An 18,966-nucleotide genomic window follows, 5' to 3' on the forward strand; every position below is an offset into this window, starting at 1 on the left:
CCTCGGCTACCACGTCACGCTCCAACCCGCCGCCTGACCCAGTGCCCACCGTCAGGTCATTTTCGAACTAGACGGGCAGCAGCGGCAGGGACAACATGATCAACATTCGACCACTGCCCATCCTGGCAAGCAAGAGAACTCCTACAACCGAACCTTCGTCCTTCGCCCGCAAGCCATTTGTGGCGAAGACGGTCAGCGGCCGCCCGCTGCGGTCCGAGTCCGGACAACCGTCCGGGCTTCAACGGGCATCGAGCCGCCGAATCCTCTGTCCGCATCGGATCCTTACCCGGGCCTCGTGGCAGGACGTTGCTCGTCACCGAGAACGGCTCGCAGGCGACGTCCGAAGGCCGTGATGGCGGCGTCGGTGACGCGGGCCGCCTCAGTCGTGTCCTGAGCGTCGTCCCGATATGGCTCCCGGTGCGACCAGACGTTGACCGACGTGTATCCGTCTGTCCCAACCTCCGTGACGAGGATGACGTTTACCTCCCAGCCGGCCGTGGCCCAGTTGGTTTCGACCATCAAAGGCAGCGGCATCACATCGCCCGCCTTGAGCGTGCGAACCTCGTCATCGGACCACCACGTATTCATGACGCCAGGTTGCCAAGCGCAGTCGGTGACCGCCACCGGTTTCGCTCGCCGAACTCTCCTGCGAACCGGCCTGATTACTGGCCCACGGCTTGCCGGCCATCCTGTTGCAGCTGGGATGTCTTGCGGTACGACGCCGATTCGTGATCTTGGTTCGCGTCGACGATCCCTTCCGGTTAACCGATGCGGTCAGGAGCGGGAACTGCGGTTAAGCGTCATTCGGCATAGCATCACATCCGTGCCCAGTGATGACCAGCGATCGCTTAGGGCCGCTGAGGTCGTTGCGTACGACGAACGCTGGCCCCGGATGTTTCGGCAGGTCGCGGCCGAGGTGAACCGTGCGCTCGCCGGCATCGAGCATGAGGTCGAGCACATCGGCTCGACGTCGGTTCCTGGACTCGCAGGAAAGCCGATCATCGATCTATTCGCCGTTGTCAGCTCCTCCGATGACGTCCAAGCCGCGATTGCGGCGCTCGGACAGCACGGCTGGCTGCATGAGGGAGATGGCGGCCTGGAAGGTCGTGAAAGCTTCCCCGTGCGCCCCGACCTGCCGTATCAGCATCTGTATCTGGTGGTTCGGGGCAACGAGCAGCACCTGTTGCAGACCCGATTCCGGGACATCCTTCGGGCTGATGAGCAGGCCCGAACGGAGTACGCCGGTTTGAAAGCCAAGCTGGCACCGTTGCTGGCGACGGATCGAGCCGCTTACTCCGAGGGCAAGACCGAACTCGTCCACTCGGTGCTGCGGCGTCACGGTTTTCCGACCTGGTCCGGAGTTCGCTGATGGATCGCTTACCGGGCGGCGGTCACAGGAGGATCGGTCACCGGGCGCGTCCGCGATGATTGACGCAATGGACAACAAGCGAAGTCAGATCGACCGGTACCTCGCAGACTGGAATCTGCAACTTGAAGGTGAGCCGTGGACCACTCCCAGCAGCGAACTTTCGCGCGTTCAGAGCTTCGACCACGGCGCCTGCATCCTGAAGATCCCTTTCGATGACGAGGAACGGGCAGGGTCCCGTGTCCTGATGTGGTGGGAGGGCGACGGCGCTGCCCCTGTCTACGCCATCGCCCCCGACGGGGCAATCCTGATGCAACGCGCCGATCCAGGAACACCACTATTGGAGGCCGCAAAGGCAGCCGAACCGCCCGACTACGCCGCCGACGTGGACGCCACCCGTCAGCTCATCGCGGTCGCCCAGCGTCTCCACGCCCATGGTGGTGCTCGGCCGGATGGGCTGCGATCCCTGCGGAGCTGGTTTCGAGGCTTGTTCGCTTGGGCCGAAATGGCAGGCGGTTTCTACGCCCGCGCGGCACAGGTCGCCGAACAACTACTTGCCGATCAGCACGGCGATGTCGTTCTGCACGGCGACCTCCATCACGAGAACGTGCTTTGGTTCGGGCCCGAACGTGGATGGTTGGCCATCGACCCCAAAGGGATCTACGGTGATCCGGCGTTTGACTTCGCAACACTGCTCACCAACCCCGACTGCGATGTCATCCTCCGACCCGGCCGACTTGAGCGCCAGGCCGAGGTGATCAGTGATTCCACCGGCATCAGCGGCGATCGGCTGCTGCGTTGGACCGTCGCCTGGGCCGGCCTCTCAGTGGCATGGCACCAACAACCCGAACCAGTAGGACGCGCCCGAGGCGTGCTTGAGGTCGGCCAACGCGCGGACAATCTTCTGCGCTGACCCGGTCCGTAAGCCGCTCCCTGCCCGGTGATCGTTCGCTCAGCGCGAAGGCGTTCCAGCGGGAGCGCCGGGATTGGTCATCGTGCCGTAGCAGGATCCTGCTCCGGGCAGCCGGCTGATCGGGTCGAGTGCCCGGTGATCATGCGGCAACGTCCCCTCATCGGGCAGTCTGCGGGCAATCCATCATCGGGCAGCGGTGCCCTTCGCCGGCATCCGCAATACCGAGGACCTCCGTCACAAGGTCTGCGACGGGACGGGACATCTGTAACCGATAAATCGGCCACCTGACGTTCTCAACGTCCCCCTCGGCCGCCGACCACCACCGTTCAATATCCGCAATGGGGATCTCACGATCCCTGCCGTTCGAACGCTCGACGGCCGTGGGCAAGTCGACCCCGCAATAGAAGTCGTGGAACGTATGGCCGTAGAAGCGGGATGCCGATGCCAGCAGTTCGATGCCGCCGCACTCTTCATCGGTGAGAATGAGCCCGGCCACGATGACGTTGTAGCCGTTGCGGATGTAGACCTCCGCAAGGCTCCGGACAGCATCGAAGACGACCCGCTTGTTGCTCTCCCCCGGAACCGTCGTCCAGTTGAACAAGTCAGTGTCGATCAAGGCACTCGGATACCCCAGCGCCGACCGCAACGCTTCCCCGAGCGTCGTCTTGCCTGCCCCTCCCGGCCCCCGCAACACGATCGTTCGCATGCTCGCATCCTCTCAACCGACACGGACGCGGCGCTGGAGCGGATCCTGCACCGGATACCTTGACGGTAAGTCACCGCGGCCTGCCCGCCGAGCAGCTCGTTGCTGGCATCCAAGGCCCGGCGGACTCTGCATCGGTGTCAGGCCTGGTGTTGCTCGACTAGGTCCAGGTCCTGTTCGATTCGGTCTGCAGGAAATCGGCCGAGGATCGATCGGTGGGCATTGTCCAGGTACCAACGCTCTCGATACTGAGCGCGGGTCTGATCGTCCAGCTCGGTGTTGAGGATCTGGTCGATACGATCGATCGCCTCGGCGGTGACGCCGTACATCCCTGCTTCGGCGACCATGTTGACCTGTGTTCCGATGAGGGCGTACCAACGATCACCGCGGGCAACTCCACGGTTCCAGTCCACGACTCCTGAGACGTGGTATGGGGTGTCGTAGAGGACGTTGCCCAATGAGTAGTCCAGATGGACCAGATCGTCGCCCGTCATCGAACTGCTGCCGGAGTGGCAGCGGTCCATCAGTCGTTGGCTCCGGCTGCTGTATCTGCCGAGAGTTGCGTTCCACAGGCTGATTCGCGGCGCCGCGAAGGCTGCCGGGGCCGGGATGTCGCTCCGTTCACTCAGCAAGCCTGCGAATTGGTTGTTGGTAGCCACCATCGCGTCGACGGTGTTTGCATCCACCCGTCGGGGCCGTCTTCCGGGCAGCCGTTGCTGCACGATGGCAACGTAACCGTCGGGCAGTTCGACGGTGTGGAGATGCTGCGGCACGGGGCAACCGGCCGATCTGGCCAGTTCCAACACTGTCGCCGTGTGAAGCATCTCGGTCAGTGATGCCGAGGTTCGGGTAATCGCGAACTCCGCACCGGTTGCGCGCTGCCGCGCGTACGCCGCGCTGCTCGTTCCGCCTGTCTGGTCGTCGAGGCCGATCAGCTCCAGGCCCGCGCCGGTCCGGGCGTTGATCTCGGCGATCACGTCGATTGGAGACCACGGGTTCTCCGAATCGCGGAACTCCAGCTTTCCCCTCATCGGCCAGCCTCCCCTTCGCTTGCCCGGCGTTCGGCCGGGGCCTTCGGTCGACTTCCGGTATCCGGTCGGGCCGCGGTTCGGGACCAGCCCGTCCGGGTGTGCCAGTGGTTGCCAGACTTCAGCACAGCTACGATCGCGCGCTGCAGGCTGGTTTCTTGGGGAAGTTGATCACGAAACGCAGTGCGGTCTCCGACTCCGGCGAGTTCGCGGCCGAAGACATAGTGGATCGGATCTGCATCTGCTATTCGACTGTCGGTGAAGTGGTCGAAGCGCGACTGGAACTGAACGATGTTGCTGTCGGCCGAGAGGTGATCTTGGAGTTGAGGCTCCATTAACCAGGAGTGACAACAAAACACCACGGCCGTCTGGGAGAGCCGTCGAGACAACTCCACAGCTCGAACCATCGACGCCGTACAGAGCGCAGGCGTGATCGGCCCGCCATCGCCGGGCACATGAAGATTCCAGCTCCCCTCTCCGGGCATCAGTACCGGGTGTGTGTTGGCCGCAGGAGCCCGTTGATCGAAGGCCAGCCGCCCTAACCGGAAGCTGACATCGCTGAACACCAGCGGCAACATCCACGTCGGCCCCAGCCCCGTCCCTGTATGACTGTCCCGAAGTTCCCTGCCCAGCGCCGACAGCGAGTCCCATGACTCGTCCTCGCTGAGTCCCACCGACGCGTGGTACCGACGAACAGCCGGCAACACCGCGAGGAACGCCCAGGCGTAGAGGAACTCGCCGACCAGTCCGGCGCTATCGATCTTGGGCCAGGCGTGGTACGCGGGATCAGGTCGACCCATCCGGTCGATCAACCAACGACAACAGCGATCCAGCAACCAATACAGCTCCGGATCCCGCCGCATATCCGGTCGAGTAGCCAAGAACCTCGGCACATCGGCACGATCCACACCCAGCTGAACGATCAGATCAGCAGCTGCATGGTCAGCGGGCAGCGCCACCGAACCCACCCCGGCGGAGGCCTGTCCATCAGGCACATCTGTCCACCGCTGCGTCTCCGCAGGACTGAGACGAAGTCGTTCCTGGATCTGTGACGGCTCAAGCTGCCGCCACCGGCTCAACTCTTCGTTCTGCATGAAACCTCCCGTACTGAGTCAGGGCCGTGAGGCCCTCTTCCATCGGGAGATTCCACAGGTATGCCCTAGAGGAACCCACCAAGAAACTACCGCATCTACACCGGCCGCGCACCCATCCCGGCCTAACCTCGGACTTACGCCCATGGACACCAAGAACACGATCCGGCCACACATTCCGCAGAGGATCCTTCGGCGGGCGTTGTCGGTGGCAGACGTCGTCGTGTCGGACTTCAGGGCAGAATCAGATCCATGGCTAGCGATCTGAACCCAGCCGAACAGCTCTTACTGCTGGCCGATGAGTTACGCGGGGCTGCGACTACGGCGCGAACATTCGCAGCCAACACGTATGACCGTGAGCGCGCAGACCATCTGTTGGGCGTAGCCGGACGGCTGGCCGCACTGACGGGTATCGCCGATGCCGACGACCTCGTCGCCACCTTCACCGACGACGCGTGGAAGCGGACCTCGCCGATAGTAGGAGTCTCGGCTCTGGCACGCGATAAAACAGGGAAAGTTCTGCTCTGCCGCCGCGAAGACGATGCGAGCTGGTGTCTGCCAGGCGGACTGCTCGAGATCGGAGAATCACCGACGGTCGGCGCCTTGCGCGAGCTGTGGGAAGAAGCGGGCGTAACCGGCGAGGTCACCCGACTGCTCGGCGTGTTCGACGGCCCGGCCTGGGGGTCGCGCAGCTCCGTTCATCAGATAGCCATCACCTTCGAGGTGAACGTACCCGACGCCGAGACCCCAGCGCCCGGCGAGGAAATGAGCGCTACGCAATACTTTCCAGTCGAAGCGCTACGCGAACCATTGCACCGCGGCCAACACCTCCGCATCCCGGTGCTGCTCGAACTCGCTCGGACCGGCGGCACGCACCATGACCCAGCGTCAACGGTCGGGCAGAACGCGACACTGCCAACGTTTCAACGGCCGAGCTAAACCCGCCAGCCCAATCGAGGTCCGGGTGAGGCCGTCGACGCTTCCTGTCCGGGCACCAATAATCACGACCTGGCGTTCCACAAGCGGATCCGGATCCGGATCCGGGCATCTGAAGCGATCGAGTCCAGTGCCCGGTGATCACGCGGCAAGGTCCCTTGACCGGTCAATTGGGATGTGGCCCTGAACGGGCACCCGGCCAGATTCGATTGGCGGCGCATCGCTCCCACTGACAGGGTGAACAGCATGCGGGAAGAAGCCGGTGGAGCGCGACGGTCCCTGATCTTGGTCACCGGCGAGGAAGGCGCGGGCAAGAGCAGTGTCATGTCCGCGCTCCTCCACCACACGCCTGGCGGCGCCAAGATCGATGCCGAGGACGTCGGCCAGGTCAACCCATTCACCTTCGACCAGCCGTTCCTCAATCTGCTGTGGAACAACGTCACCGCAGTGATCACCAACTATTGGACTGCTGGGTTTCCGACAGTCATCACCGGCAGTCTTCTCAATGGCGACACTTACGCCAGCTTCCAGGAGTTCCGAACCCGGCTCCCCGACGATATTGATATCTATTGTCGTCCACCTACGTGCCTCGAAGCGGGTGCGAGACCAGCGCCGGATCGATCGTGCCAAGCCGTCGACCAAGGAATGGCGCGACCGCGTGGATGCCAGCTACCCGGCGGGCGACACGAGCCTCAGCGACAATGCCCGCGACTACCGCTACATCGCCGTCCACAACGACACACAGCAGCTGGCTGAGACTCTCGCCGTTATCATGCAGGCAATTCCTGAGATCTACGGCAAACGACCTGACTCCGTGACCTGAACCAACGCGGCCGATGTCGTCGTCCGGTTGGGGATCGAGCACCTGGCACTACCCGACAAGGAATCGCATGATCTGACCACCCGGTCGCGAACGGTGATGATCCGCCTCAGTCACAACGTCCGAGGAGGCCACATCCGCGCACACCGACGCCCAAAACCTCTCCGCCGGCGAATAGCCCGGGAAGGGTCGCACTTCCCAACCACCGGGAAACCTGGCGAACAACTGCCGGGCCGCGGCGCGGCCGACGCCGGCCTGTCGCCATCGATTCACGACGAAGAACTCCGCCATGTCCCACACGTCCGATCGGTCACCGACATGGCTGCCGCGATCCACCACAGCGAAACCCGCTAGGGAGTCGGCCACCCGAAACAGAAACGGATGCCGATGGGACTCCGACCAGCAGCCGTCGAGCAACTCCGTACCGAACGTCCCGTCGTCTCGCAGATCCCAGCCGCCAACGCCAGATAGATCATGCAGATACAGCTGGACGAGATGCTCGAACGTGGGGCGACGATCCTCACCAGCAGGCACGACACGGACAGAGAACGTAGACACCCTCGTATCCTGCCTATGCCTGTGGCGGAACGGTCAATGAGTTCGGCCCGTGATCGTTAGACATCGGAGACGGCCGGCGGTTGCCCGCCTGGACCCAGTGCGGGCAGTCAGTCCGGGCACGCTGACCCGCCACCCCGCTGAGGCTGAGCTCCGTGATTCACAGGGACTCATCACCGGGCGGATTCAGAGAACACTGCCTGGCCGCCCCGATTACCAAACAAGGTCTCTGACCGGGCATTTTGAAGCCAGCCAGGAGCCTTGACGTGCGTTGAGTCGACGGGCCCGTTGGCTGACCGCGCCGGGAGGTATAGCGTTCAGAACACAACAGCAGAGCACTCATGTTCAGGGATTGAGGTGGGCGTCCTAAGGAGACGTCTGCCCATGATCAGATCATTCCGAACGCCTGCCTCCACGCCACGGCACAACCTCAACCGGCTGTGGTTTGCCCAATCGACATCGCTGGTCGGATTGCAAACCGGGTCGGTTGCGGTCCCCTTGCTCGCGGTCGACGTGCTCCACGCCGACGCGTCGCAGGTCGCGCTGATTGGAACCCTGTCCAGCATCCCGTGGCTCATCGCTCCGGTGATCGGCACCATCGCCGACCGCGCGAACCGCAAGCAGCTGCTTGTTGTCTCCCACTTCGGCCGGGCGCTGTTGTGGCTCACCGTCCCGGCCGCGTACCTGCTCGGCGTCCTCACGCTGCAGCAACTCTGGCTGGTTTCGGCGATGGTCGGCCTGCTGAGCGTGGTGTTCGCGGTCGGCTACCGAACCTTCCTGCCAACCATCGTTCCCGCAGCCGAGCTGGGCGCGGCCAACGGCAAGATGGGCGGCACCGACGCTACTGCCCGGGCGATCGGACCGGCCTTCGCCGGCTACCTGATCCAGCTCATCGGCGCGGTCTGGACCGTGCTCGTACAAACCATGGCATCGCTACTGGCCGGAGTATCCACCGCCGCGATCCGATCCGACCGTCGAACGGCACCGCGTCTCGACGAGCGGGCTCCACGGCTGACAGAGTGGTGGCGCAGCATCACCGACGGCTTCGCCTGCGTATACCGGATCAAACCGCTGCGCTGGCTCACCCTCGGCGAGACCGCCTACCTGTTCTTCTTCGACGTCGGCTTCGCCATCATCACGGTATTCTTCCGGACCACCCTTGAGCTAACTCCCACCATCATCGGGGTGATCTTCTCCGTCGGAAGCCTCGGCGGCATCCTCGGCGCGACCATGGCCACTCGACTCCGGGCCCACGCCGGCTTCAACTCGACCGTCAAGACCGCCGCCGTCCTGCGAGGCATCGGAATAGCCATCCTCCCGCTCAGCCTCCTCGCCCCCAGCCACACCCTCACGATCGCGGTGCTCATCGCCGGCCGCGGGATCAACGCCTGCGCCTGGAGCGTCTACGAAGTACTCACCGACACCTACCAACAAACGACCCTCCCCGACAATCACCGCGGCAGCGCCACCGCCGCCAGCCTCTGGCTCGGCAACGGCGCCTCCACGATCGGCGCAGCACTGGCCGCCGCACTCGCAACCACCATCAGCACCACCGCCCTGCTTACGACAGCAGGGATTGGCGCCGCCGCGGCAGGCGGCATCAGCCTCTTGGTCAACACAACCGACTCAACCGGTCAAGCCGATGAGGCCACTCAACCCGAACTCACAGCTGACCATGACGAACCAGAACCCCGCTGAACGGCATCGCCGCTACTCCATTCCAGCCAGCGCCCCATGTCACGAGACGTCCGGTGACATCGCCTGTGTCACAAGAGGTTCGCCGACCGACGACGTTAGCGGTCGACCGCTGATATCCGCCGCCGGCAGATGATCGGGCAGCATCACCGGGCACCCAGCCGAGCGCACTCCGGGTGTCCGCATCCGATCCTCCACCGGGCCGTCTTGAAGACCCGCGATGACGTACCCGGGAAGCGGCGCACGATAAACATGATGCTCAAGCCACGAGGCTAGGAAAGAATCCACGTCGTGGATCGTGATGAGATCACCGTAGAACTGGCGGCCGAGCTGGTCGCCGAGCAGTTCCCTCAATGGGCCGACTTGGCCGTCGTGGAGGTACCGCTTAACGGCTGGGACAATACGACGTTCCGCCTGGGCGATGAGCTCTCGATCCGACTCCCGAGCGGTGAGGGCTACGCCGCAGCGGTCAGCAAAGAGCACCGATGGCTACCAGTGCTGGCTCCACAACTGCCGGTCTCGATCCCTCAACCGGTCGCGATGGGCTGGCCGGGCGATCGTTATCCCTGGCCCTGGTCGATCTATCGCTGGCTGCCCGGGACGCCAGCAAGCCAGGCTCGGATCCCCAACATGGACCGGTTCGCCACCCAATTAGCGGGCCTTCTCAACGCACTACACGCTGCTGACATCTCCGATGCGCCGGCCGCGGGCCCCGGAAGCGCTCACCGTGGCGGCCCGTTGTCCTACTACGACGACGAGGAAATCCCCCAAGCCCTCGACTTGTTGGCCGACCGCTACAACAACACCGACACACTCAGGCAGGTCTGGCTGACGGCGCTGTCGAGCGAGTGGCAACACCCGCCGGTGTGGATCCACGGAGACTTCACCGGATCGAACTTGCTGGCCACCGAGGACGGGGACTTGAGCGCGGTCATTGACTTCGGTTGCGCCGCTGTTGGCGATCCGGCCTGTGACTTGACCATCGCCTGGACATTCTTCGCCGAGACCAGTGCCGCGCAGTTCCGAGAGAACCTGGCCCTCGACAAGAACACCTGGGCGCGGGCACGTGGCTGGGCGTTGTGGAAGGCGTTCGTGACGATCCTCCGTGCCAAGAAGAATGACCGTGATGAGTGCGCCGATGCTCGCCGGTTCGGCTGGAAGCAGGACCCGTACGAGGTCATCGACCGAGTGCTCGCCGATCATGCTGATGTGGTCAGTTGATCGGCAGTCGCCTACCCGCGGCGACGTGGCAAGACCACGAGTCGAAAACTGGCCTGGAAACTCGCGACTCATTCGCCGCGAGGATTTCACCGACCGCAAGACTGCCGATAGCCGATAGCCGTTGGTCATCGGACACCAAGATCACTATTGGCATCGTCACCGCACGGGGATCGGCAGCCGGGCACCCTGAGATCAGTCGGGAGGCAGTGCTCCAAACAGATCGATGCACTCGTCGAGTCCGCTGATCTCGGTCTCGATTGAGCGACGCTGGGACCAGCCATCGACGTCCAAGACGAACTGTTGCTCGTACTCCCAGCCCGAACGGACTCTCGACCGCACGACGCCGTTCGGTTGATACCCGAGCCTGGTCGACACGCCAATCGACGCCGGGTTATCTACGAGGGCCGCAGTGAGAGCCGACTTCGCGCCCAGGCCAACGAATGCCAGTTCTAGAACCGCGGCGCGCATCTCGGTACCGATCCCTTGGCGCTGGAATTCCAACCCCAGCCAGGAGCCGCTTGAAACCTGCTTGACCGTTGCGAAATCCCGTCCAGTCAACGACTGAACCCCGACCACTTCACCGGACCGAAACACGGTCAGAGGCAACTTCCAATTGTCCACCCGCCAGGCGGCTAGCTGGGCCCAGTGATGCTGCATCACGCCGCGGGCACGCTCTACAGGAGGTAGATCCGTCCACGGGACCGCAAACGGCATGTGCGCCGGATCGTGAACACCGCCCTTCGACAGCTCGGCCAACGAGTCCAACTCCTCCAATCGCGGAAGCCGGAGCTCAAGTCTCGGCGTTCGAAGGATCAACTCGTACAGCGGCCAGTTCACAATCCTCATGACGACGAATCGTCCCAGCCCAGCCAGGAAACCGCCATCTGGAATCCAGCTACTTACTGTCCCACCGATGCCGGATAGCGAGTTCACCCGCCGCCGCGCAAATCTGCACCCAGGGCCCTGCCCGATAGCGGTTCGCAGACCGACACCAGCTGCCTGCTGCCCCGAAGCCGACCGTCGACGAACATACCATCGGGCAGCCTCACTGGGCACCCGGCAGAGCGTGGAATCGTTGTGTCACAAGGGATCCTTGAACAGGCAAATTCACGGAGCCGATAGATTTCGTCGTGTGGCAGTCGTCAACGTCCCTGGCTCGAAGTCGATCACCGCTCGCGCGCTGTTTCTGGCAGCTTCGGCGGCAGGCTCCAGCCGTCTTGAGCACCCGCTGGTGTCCGATGACACTGAAGCCTTCGGTGCCGGCCTCAAGGCACTCGGATACGAGGTCGTAGCTACCGACGGAGCCTGGACGGTCAACGGCAACGCCGACGGACCACCGGCACGATCCGCAACAGTGTTCTGCCGCGACGGCGCGACACCATCCCGGTTCCTTCCCACCCTCGCCGCGGCAGGCAAAGGCAGCTACGAGTTCGACGCATCACCGCAGATGCGACGCCGGCCGATGAAGCCACTCACCGATGCCCTGAGCGCCTTAGGAACACAGATCCAGTTCCATGACCAACCCGGTCACCACCCGTTCCACCTGATCAGCCACGGAATCCACGGCGGCGAACTCACCCTCGACGCCGGACTCTCATCGCAGTACCTCAGCGCGTTACTCATGCTCGGCCCACTCACCCGATCCGGCCTGACCGTGCACGTATCAGACCTCGTATCGCGGCCCTACATCGACATCACGATGGCCACCATGACCGCCTTCGGCCAGACGGTCGACCACGACGACCGCACCTTCGTAGTCCGACCAGGCGGCTACCGTGCCACCCGTTTCGAGGTCGAGCCAGACGCGTCCACGGCCAGCTACTTCTTCGCCGCAGCAGCACTCCTCGGCGAGAAGGTCACCGTGCCGGGCCTGGGAACCCAGTCCCCACAAGGCGACCTGGGCTTCGTTCAGGTTCTCGAACAGATGGGCGCAGTCGTTAATCAAGACTCCACCAACACCAGCGTGACCGGCAACGGACGACTCCGCGGGATCACGGTCAACATGCGCGACATCTCCGACACCATGCCGACCCTGGCAGCGATCGCGCCGTTCGCCAATGCACCAACCAGAATCAACGACGTCTACAACACCCGCGTCAAAGAATGTGACCGCATCGATGCCTGCGCCGAAAACCTCCAGCGGATGGGCATCAGAGTCGAGACCGGCCCCGACTGGATCCAGATCTGGCCTGGAGAACCCGAACCAGCAACCATCAACTGCCACGGTGACCACCGAATCGCGATGGCCTTCAGCATCGCCGGGCTAGCGATCCCAGCCGGAATAACACTCGACGATCCGAGCTGCGTCAAGAAGACCTTCCCCGCATTCCACACCGAACTCCACGAGCTCAAGCGGCAACTTCAGCTCGCCTCGTAGCCGACGGATCGAGAGTGCCCGCAGGCCGTTCCCCAGGGGACCCAGCTGGCGGTCGCCCACGACTACGGCCGACCCCGGAGATCACCGGGCACCCTCACCGGGCACCGCGCTGAGCGCGGAATCGGTGTCGCACATAGGATCCGGTTGCGGGCAGGTCCGTCCGCGGAGCTGGTGCCCGGTGATCGTGCGGCAGGGTCGCCTGACCGACCGGCTTCGGCAACCGGGGAACGGGCGGGCATTGTCGCGTTGTCGCCTGCGGATCCCACTGGTTACGCCCAGGCGAAGTCATCAGTTTCGTCGCGCGCCGGTGCGAGCCAGCGAACGTACGGATCGGCCAGGGCGAGCAGTCGGTCGTTGTCAGACTTGCCAGGTTTACGGAGGCTTGCTCCGACCACGTACTGGCTGTTGCGTCGGGCCAGTGGCCCTCGCAGTGCGGGGATATCAAGGTCGGTCGTGGCGAGGAGACCCGGTGCCTCGGCAAAGACCCACGCCACAGGCCGATGGACGGCTGCGGCGTCCAGCTGAGAAACGAAGGCAGCCCGGTCGGCTGTACTCAGATAGCTCAGCAGCGAAGCGGTGAACACCACGACTGGTTCGCGCCCGGGCAGTGTGGAGAGAATCTGTGCCGTCTCGGTTGTCGCGTCAGCGGCGACCACCTCGACTCGACGAGACGTTGCCAGTTCGATCGCGCCCCGCAGCGTCGTAAGTTCATCGATCTGCTCGGGCCAGATGAAAGCCTCCAGCCAGAGACGCGCATCAGGATCGGACAGGTCGACCGGGCGTTGATCGATGCCCAGGCGGCTGCTGATCTTCGGCGTGCCGGACAGGAGGTCAATGCCTACTCCGCCACGAACCTCGGACGTCACGACCACCGCGGACCGGCCGGCCTGGGAGGCGCGGATGCCGTTCGCACGGTAACTGTATAGATCGAAGCGCAGATTGAGACCGGCACTGGCTCCGACCTCAACCAGGGCCAACCGACCCGGCCAGTAGCGACGAACCTCGTCAAAACCGAGGCGCAGAGCCAGGCTCCGGCGGATCTCATTTGTCTGGGTGGACCGCTCGCGCAAGATGGGCAGTAGCTGATCCGTGTGTTCGCGGCAGAACTTGGCAACCGCTGGCACGAGTCGAGCATCGACGGCCCGGCCGCCACCATGGATCGCGTAGTAGCCGGCTAGCTCGGCATCCAGACGCTGTTGCAGAAGCAGGTTGATCGCCGCAAACAGCAAACTCGGCCGCCGCTGCGCCTCAGGCGCGTCCAGGAGCAGGTCGAGGACGTCCGGGAGGTCGTCGTTGACGATCGCCCCGCACACCGCCTCATACACCAGGGACCGACCATCGCCGTGGGCTCCGGTAAACACCCGGAACAGCCGTTTGAGCCGTTCCCGATCAGCGTCACCCTGGACAGCTTCTTCATGATCAGCACTCACGAACCTCATAGTGCAGCAGCTGGACACCCAAGGAAACCCCGCCCTATAGCCGTTCGGTCACCGGATTGGCCAGGATCACGAACCGGGCCGTGTCACAGGGAACGCGAGAACGCCGAGGCTGGCCCGCAAGCCGATCGATCACCGGGCAGGGGCGCTCCTGCTAAGTTGTTGGTGGGAGCCTGTAGGCGGAGGGCGCACCCCCATCGAGAACCTGAACGGCAGGTTCGCAGAGATGGGAGGCATCCGTGGATCGCTCCGAATATCTAAAGCAGCTGCATTCCCGGTATAGCGTCGGACAGCCGGACATCATTAGCTTGGTCACCGATGCGACCGGCACGTCTGTGGCCAACTCCACCAGGATCGTCAGGGGCGACGAGTACGAGGTTCATCGCGTTCAGCTCCATGACGATTCGTCGGTCTATCTACGGGTGACCTTTCCTCAGACGCCGACCAGCAAAGCCGAGCACGAGGCGTGGGCGATGGCCCGGGCTCGTGAGAACGGCGTTGCCGTGCCCGAAGTATTGAAGGTCGCGGTCATCGACAGCCCGAATGGTCCACGCTCTGCGATGGTGGTCCGCGCCTGTCCAGGCAAGCAGCTGGCAGAGATCCTCGCCACGCTTCGACCGGAGCAACGATCCACAGCTATGAACAACATCGGCCATGTCCTTGCTCTTCTGCACGCGATACCGATGCCTGGAATCGGCCGACCCAACGCAGATGGAAGCTGGCCAGATCCCCACACCGAAGCTGATCGCTACCTCGCCGACTGCCTGAACGCCGCCGATCAACTCAGCCTCGCCAACTTCAGCACCAGTGAAATCTCCTACGTGAAGGATCTTCTCCGGCCAGGACCGCCAACAGACGACAACCCTGTCCTCTGTCACGGTGATGTATCTGCCGAACACGTCTTCGTTGACCCCGACATGAACGTAATCGGGCTGATCGACTGGGGCATGTGGTCCGCTGGACCAGCCGCCGCCGAACTAGCCGGCCTAGCCGTCACAACGAGCCGGCCCGACTACCACGCAATCACCACCGGATACGGACGAAGCGAAATCCCCGAAAGCTCAATCAGATGGCACGCGACCGCCCAACTGGTCGGACAACTCAACTGGCTCATCTCCAGCGGACAAACCGACGAGCTCCAGGAGCCAGCAACCGCACTGCGCACAATACGAACCCGCTCGACCGGCGCACCGGTGACGTTCGGCCGCCGACACCGAGATCACGAGTCAGCCTCATCACCGCAAGCCGATCCTCGACCGGACAATGGTAGATACTCCGATAGCGATTCAAGTTGTGGGATGCGACTGATCACGGGGGCGATGGCAGTCGCTTCGCGGAAGGTAACGAACCGTCGAGTGGTGACGGTCCCACCCTGGTCCTTACTCCATTGCCGGGAGGAAACCATGCCCGCTTCCGGCCGCGGTCAGAATGCCGAGATGGAGCCAGCTGAGCGCCGCTCGTGCCTAATCAGGGCGCGCATCACCGCGTCCTGGCCCCGACGTCTCGCGGCCAGCGCGGCGAGAAGGGCGAGCACCGGCTCGACTACCTCAGGACTGAATGCCGGGACCGGCACGTCGACGCTGAAAGCCAGGTCGTCGGCGTGTACCACGATCTCCATCAGTCGCACAACGAGGAAGTCGTCGGTCGGCAGTACGCAATCCTGCCACGGCACGTACACAGTCGGGCCGGCGCCGTCGATGGCATCCCCTAGCAGCTCGCGCGACCGCCGGAGCACCCCGACCGACTCAGCCGGCCCGGCCGAGCCCATCTGGTTGAAATCGTCGCGGATGGACGTGTTCTCGATGGCATCGATCGGCGCCAGCAACCAGTCGACACGCTCGTAGTGTCCGACCAGAGTCAGCACCGGAGCGTTCGGCGGGCCAGGCGTGGTGAGGAACTCGATAGCACACTCGGGCTGGCTGACAAGGTGACGCGTCAGCCCACCAATGGTCATGCCGTGCAGCGCCGACTCCCGGTCCCAAGCGTCGGCCACCTCCACAGACCCGACAAGGTCCGCGAGCTGATCGACCGTGGCGATCACCGCGGAGCGGTCCAGGGTTCCGGCAAAGGTAAGCGGCATACCGTCAAACCTGCCATGCATTCCGGACGATCGCCGTCCTGAATCGATGCGTTGAACAACTCACCGTGTCACAGAGGCACCACACCCGATACGACGAACACACCGCCTGGGCCCACCGAAACCAAGATCAACAACAGGCAGCCGCTTGACAAGTTACAGACCTGGGGTGTCTAACCGCTGCCAGCCCAGCCTCTGCACCGCAAGCGGTTGGATCACCCGGACCGGCCAACATCACGAATCCATACTCTGTCCCCAGAGGATCCATGACCGGGCGGGCCCAGATCAGATGATTGGATCGAAGTCCACATCGGTCGTGTGCGCGATAATCTCGACCTCGTCGCCCAGGGCCCACTCTGCAACTCGCGAAGCCATGGCCGCAGGCACTCCTTCGGTCGCTCCTGGCGCAGCCCCGATGTTGAAGGTCGCGTGGCCGTCGTGCGGCATGGCAACTCCGAATTTCCGCTCAAGGGCAGCTCGCGCAGTTGCCAGCACACACATCTCCGACATCACCCCGACCACGCAGACACGACCGACGCCGTGCCGGCGCAAGATCTCATCCAACGCGGTGCCGTCGAATCCGTCATCCTTCAGCTTCCGAATCACAACTTCGCGGGAAGAATCCGCCACCTGGAAGTAAAGTTCCCACCCCGGCGTGCCCGGCTCATCGACGGCACCGGGCGGGCCATCATTCTGCAGATGCACCACCAGCGCGCCGGCTTGGCGCGCACGATCCAACAGATCCCCGAGGTTCCCGAGGAGCTGTTCGCTGGCCGGCGCCGCTTCGTCGCCAGTGACGAATGCTGTCTGGATATCAACAATCAACAGAGCTTGGACCGCGTCACTCGATAGCGCAGACATGGTGGCATGTTCGCACGGACAGCTGACCAACGCACTCCGATTGCACGGAGCACGACCGCAAGCCGTTCGCGGACCTACGCCGCCGGCCGGCGCCCGAAAGCGAACCGGCCACGGACGAACCATCGGGCAGCCTCACCAGGCTTCCAGCCGAGCGTCGCATCGGTGTCGCGCAGAGGATCGCTGGCCGGGCACGCAAACTCTGCGCGCACGACGCGCTACAGGAATGTGTAAAGTCCCGCTAACCCTTGGTGCATCGACGGATCAGGAGAGAATCATGCTTCGCGCAGCGGTTCGAACCATCTGCGTGATCGTCGCAGTAGCAGCCGCCCTCCTGGCATCACTGCAAGCCCAGGCCGTAGCGGAACAACGTGGTCAGGTCGACAACAATGTCACCACAGTGGGGCTCGTGGTGGCAGCAGGTCTGCTGATATTCGCAATCGCCGTAGTTTGGCTTGGCTTTCGACTCACACGAAAACGCTGACACACTCCAGCAGCCTTCCATTCCGATGGTCGTTCCGCGCCCGCTGATCGTTCGCCGGCGGATACAACCGGTGGACGCCCGACATCGTTCCGCGCCGGGCAGCTAGTACGGGCAACTTCACCGGGCACCGAGCCGACCGCAGAATCGGTCTCACATAAAGGATCGTCGGCCGGGCACTAGCCGAAAAGGTTCGCGCGAGCCGCGGCGGCTCCCCTAGCCTAATTGCGCAGCACGGTGTTGAAGACCGGAGATGAGTGGACATTGCTGTTCGAGATCGAGACGCTTCGTGGGCTCGAGGAATTCGCTGCCTCAGAGTTGAAGCAGACAATCGGCATCAAGATGGCCCGCAACCGCGTCGACTACCGCGGTCGGCTCGCACCACTCCTCTCACTGCGTACCGCAGTTGCTGTTCACCGCTACGAACGATTCGAGGGAAGCCGCCCCACTGTCATCCTCGGAGACCAGCGGCTGCGCGAGATGCTCAAGTTCGTGACATCAGCCGACAAGTTCACCGGATTCCGGATCAGCTCGCCAGGCAAAGACTCCGCAGCGCTGCGCCGGGTCCGCGACAGCGTCGCGGCCTCGACCGGACTGCCCGAGCACCCCGAAGGCGATCTCCTCGTCCGCATCCGCCGCGATCACACCGGCTGGGAAGTCCTCGTCCGCGTAACCGCCCGCTCACTGTCAACCCGACCATGGCGCGTGGCAGACATGCCAGGAGCGCTGCACGCGACCATGGCGGCGGTCATGGTCGATTTGACGGCACCCCGCAGAACAGACCGCATCCTGAACCTATGCTGCGGCTCCGGAACGCTGCTGGCAGAAACCCGACACGGCAAACACCTCATCGGCGTGGACAACGCCGACCCAGCCCTCCAAGCAGCAAGAGCGAACCTGGCAGCAGCGAACCGCACCAGAAAAGACACAGTGCCAACCTCGCTACTCCGAGCCGATGCCGGCAAACTCCCGCTGACCGCACAAAGCATCGACGTCCTGCTGTCCGACCTTCCCTACGGCCACACCATCGGCAACCACCAGGACAACCGATCCCTCTACCCCGCAATCCTGTCTGAGGCCGCACGCCTAGCCAGCCCCGGCGCTCGGTTCGCCGCCTGCACCCAAGACATGCGACTGTTCGAAGCATCAATCACAAGCGACTGGCACCTAGAGAAACAGCTGCGAGTCCACCAACGTCGAGCCATCCCCGCGATCTACCTACTACGAAGAACCTTGACCTGACCAAAACCAGCACGGCCGACCATTAGCCCAGATCGGTCCCCGTGAGACGCTCCACACATGTGACGGCGTTCCCGCGGGAACGCTCATCTCGCAAGCGGATCCCGCACGGGGCAGATCGGTCAGCGTGATGCCCTGTCCGGTGATCACGCGGGAAGGCCCCCTCACCG

General features: G+C 63.7%; 16 protein-coding genes and 1 pseudogene. 9 read left to right on the top strand and 8 right to left on the bottom strand.

Translation table 11 applies throughout. From position 1 onward, the window contains the following. Window positions 1-282: 282 nt before the first annotated feature. Window positions 283-588 carry a hypothetical protein gene (locus IEY07_RS23725; RefSeq protein WP_188898623.1) on the bottom strand — a complete coding sequence of 102 codons (306 nt, stop codon included), beginning with the start codon at window positions 586-588 and terminating at the stop codon, window positions 283-285. A gap of 115 nt (window positions 589-703) precedes the next feature. Here IEY07_RS23725 and IEY07_RS23730 point away from each other — a divergent pair, with 115 nt between their 5' ends. Continuing rightward, on the top strand, window positions 704-1,369 hold the full coding sequence (locus IEY07_RS23730) for a GrpB family protein (RefSeq protein WP_268239260.1): 666 nt from the start codon (window positions 704-706) through the stop codon (window positions 1,367-1,369). Between the two features lie 67 nt (window positions 1,370-1,436). Further along, window positions 1,437-2,279, top strand: coding sequence for an aminoglycoside phosphotransferase family protein (locus tag IEY07_RS23735; protein WP_188898627.1), 843 nt, complete (start codon window positions 1,437-1,439; stop codon window positions 2,277-2,279). 157 nt (window positions 2,280-2,436) lie between these two features. Here IEY07_RS23735 and IEY07_RS23740 read toward each other — a convergent pair whose 3' ends face one another. The 3 genes from IEY07_RS23740 to IEY07_RS23750 form a co-directional block, all read right to left on the bottom strand. Next, a complete protein-coding gene (locus IEY07_RS23740) occupies window positions 2,437-2,985 on the bottom strand; it encodes an AAA family ATPase (protein WP_188898630.1) in 549 nt (182 codons plus the stop codon). Between the two features lie 137 nt (window positions 2,986-3,122). Further along, on the bottom strand, window positions 3,123-4,013 hold the full coding sequence (locus tag IEY07_RS23745) for a phosphotransferase (protein WP_188898631.1): 891 nt from the start codon (window positions 4,011-4,013) through the stop codon (window positions 3,123-3,125). Next, window positions 4,010-5,104, bottom strand: a complete 1,095-nt coding sequence (locus tag IEY07_RS23750; protein ID WP_188898633.1) for an acyltransferase domain-containing protein — start codon at window positions 5,102-5,104, stop codon at window positions 4,010-4,012. The genes IEY07_RS23745 and IEY07_RS23750 overlap by 4 nt, the downstream gene beginning before the upstream one ends. Before the next feature lie 249 nt (window positions 5,105-5,353). Here IEY07_RS23750 and IEY07_RS23755 point away from each other — a divergent pair, with 249 nt between their 5' ends. The 4 genes from IEY07_RS23755 to IEY07_RS23770 all read left to right on the top strand — a co-directional run bounded on the left by IEY07_RS23755 (window position 5,354) and on the right by IEY07_RS23770 (window position 10,328). Next, complete coding sequence (locus IEY07_RS23755; protein ID WP_188898635.1) at window positions 5,354-6,040, top strand: NUDIX hydrolase; 687 nt, start codon at window positions 5,354-5,356, stop codon at window positions 6,038-6,040. 595 nt (window positions 6,041-6,635) lie between these two features. Then, window positions 6,636-6,860 carry a hypothetical protein gene (locus tag IEY07_RS23760; protein ID WP_188898637.1) on the top strand — a complete coding sequence of 75 codons (225 nt, stop codon included), beginning with the start codon at window positions 6,636-6,638 and terminating at the stop codon, window positions 6,858-6,860. A gap of 936 nt (window positions 6,861-7,796) precedes the next feature. Beyond that, the gene (locus IEY07_RS23765) at window positions 7,797-9,110 is read left to right on the top strand and encodes an MFS transporter (protein WP_188898639.1); all 1,314 of its coding nucleotides are present in this window, start codon (window positions 7,797-7,799) and stop codon (window positions 9,108-9,110) included. 288 nt (window positions 9,111-9,398) lie between these two features. Continuing rightward, window positions 9,399-10,328 (top strand): aminoglycoside phosphotransferase family protein, encoded by a 930-nt coding sequence (locus IEY07_RS23770; RefSeq protein WP_188898641.1) that lies wholly within the window; start codon window positions 9,399-9,401, stop codon window positions 10,326-10,328. Between the two features lie 192 nt (window positions 10,329-10,520). Here the strand turns inward: IEY07_RS23770 and IEY07_RS23775 are convergent, their stop codons facing one another. Further along, on the bottom strand, window positions 10,521-11,174 hold the full coding sequence (locus IEY07_RS23775) for a GNAT family N-acetyltransferase (protein WP_188898643.1): 654 nt from the start codon (window positions 11,172-11,174) through the stop codon (window positions 10,521-10,523). Between the two features lie 286 nt (window positions 11,175-11,460). Here IEY07_RS23775 and aroA point away from each other — a divergent pair, with 286 nt between their 5' ends. Then, window positions 11,461-12,705, top strand: a complete 1,245-nt coding sequence (gene aroA, locus IEY07_RS23780) for a 3-phosphoshikimate 1-carboxyvinyltransferase (protein WP_188898645.1) — start codon at window positions 11,461-11,463, stop codon at window positions 12,703-12,705. Between the two features lie 269 nt (window positions 12,706-12,974). Here aroA and IEY07_RS23785 read toward each other — a convergent pair whose 3' ends face one another. Then, window positions 12,975-14,144 (bottom strand): DUF2332 domain-containing protein, encoded by a 1,170-nt coding sequence (locus tag IEY07_RS23785; RefSeq protein ID WP_229670613.1) that lies wholly within the window; start codon window positions 14,142-14,144, stop codon window positions 12,975-12,977. Between the two features lie 332 nt (window positions 14,145-14,476). Here IEY07_RS23785 and IEY07_RS24905 point away from each other — a divergent pair. Then, window positions 14,477-15,127 (top strand): annotated as a pseudogene (locus IEY07_RS24905) (phosphotransferase family protein); the annotation flags it as partial. A gap of 437 nt (window positions 15,128-15,564) precedes the next feature. Here the strand turns inward: IEY07_RS24905 and IEY07_RS23795 are convergent. Both IEY07_RS23795 and IEY07_RS23800 read right to left on the bottom strand, forming a co-directional pair. Further along, complete coding sequence (locus IEY07_RS23795) at window positions 15,565-16,221, bottom strand: maleylpyruvate isomerase N-terminal domain-containing protein (protein WP_229670614.1); 657 nt, start codon at window positions 16,219-16,221, stop codon at window positions 15,565-15,567. 282 nt (window positions 16,222-16,503) lie between these two features. Next, window positions 16,504-17,079 (bottom strand): isochorismatase family protein, encoded by a 576-nt coding sequence (locus tag IEY07_RS23800; RefSeq protein ID WP_188898652.1) that lies wholly within the window; start codon window positions 17,077-17,079, stop codon window positions 16,504-16,506. A 703-nt stretch (window positions 17,080-17,782) separates the two neighbouring features. Here IEY07_RS23800 and IEY07_RS23805 point away from each other — a divergent pair. After that, window positions 17,783-18,799 carry a methyltransferase domain-containing protein gene (locus IEY07_RS23805; RefSeq protein ID WP_188898654.1) on the top strand — a complete coding sequence of 339 codons (1,017 nt, stop codon included), beginning with the start codon at window positions 17,783-17,785 and terminating at the stop codon, window positions 18,797-18,799. The last annotated feature ends 167 nt before the right edge of the window (window positions 18,800-18,966 follow it).

The sequence above is a fragment of the Microlunatus endophyticus genome (genome assembly GCF_014646195.1).
Classification (GTDB): domain Bacteria; phylum Actinomycetota; class Actinomycetes; order Propionibacteriales; family Propionibacteriaceae; genus Microlunatus; species Microlunatus endophyticus.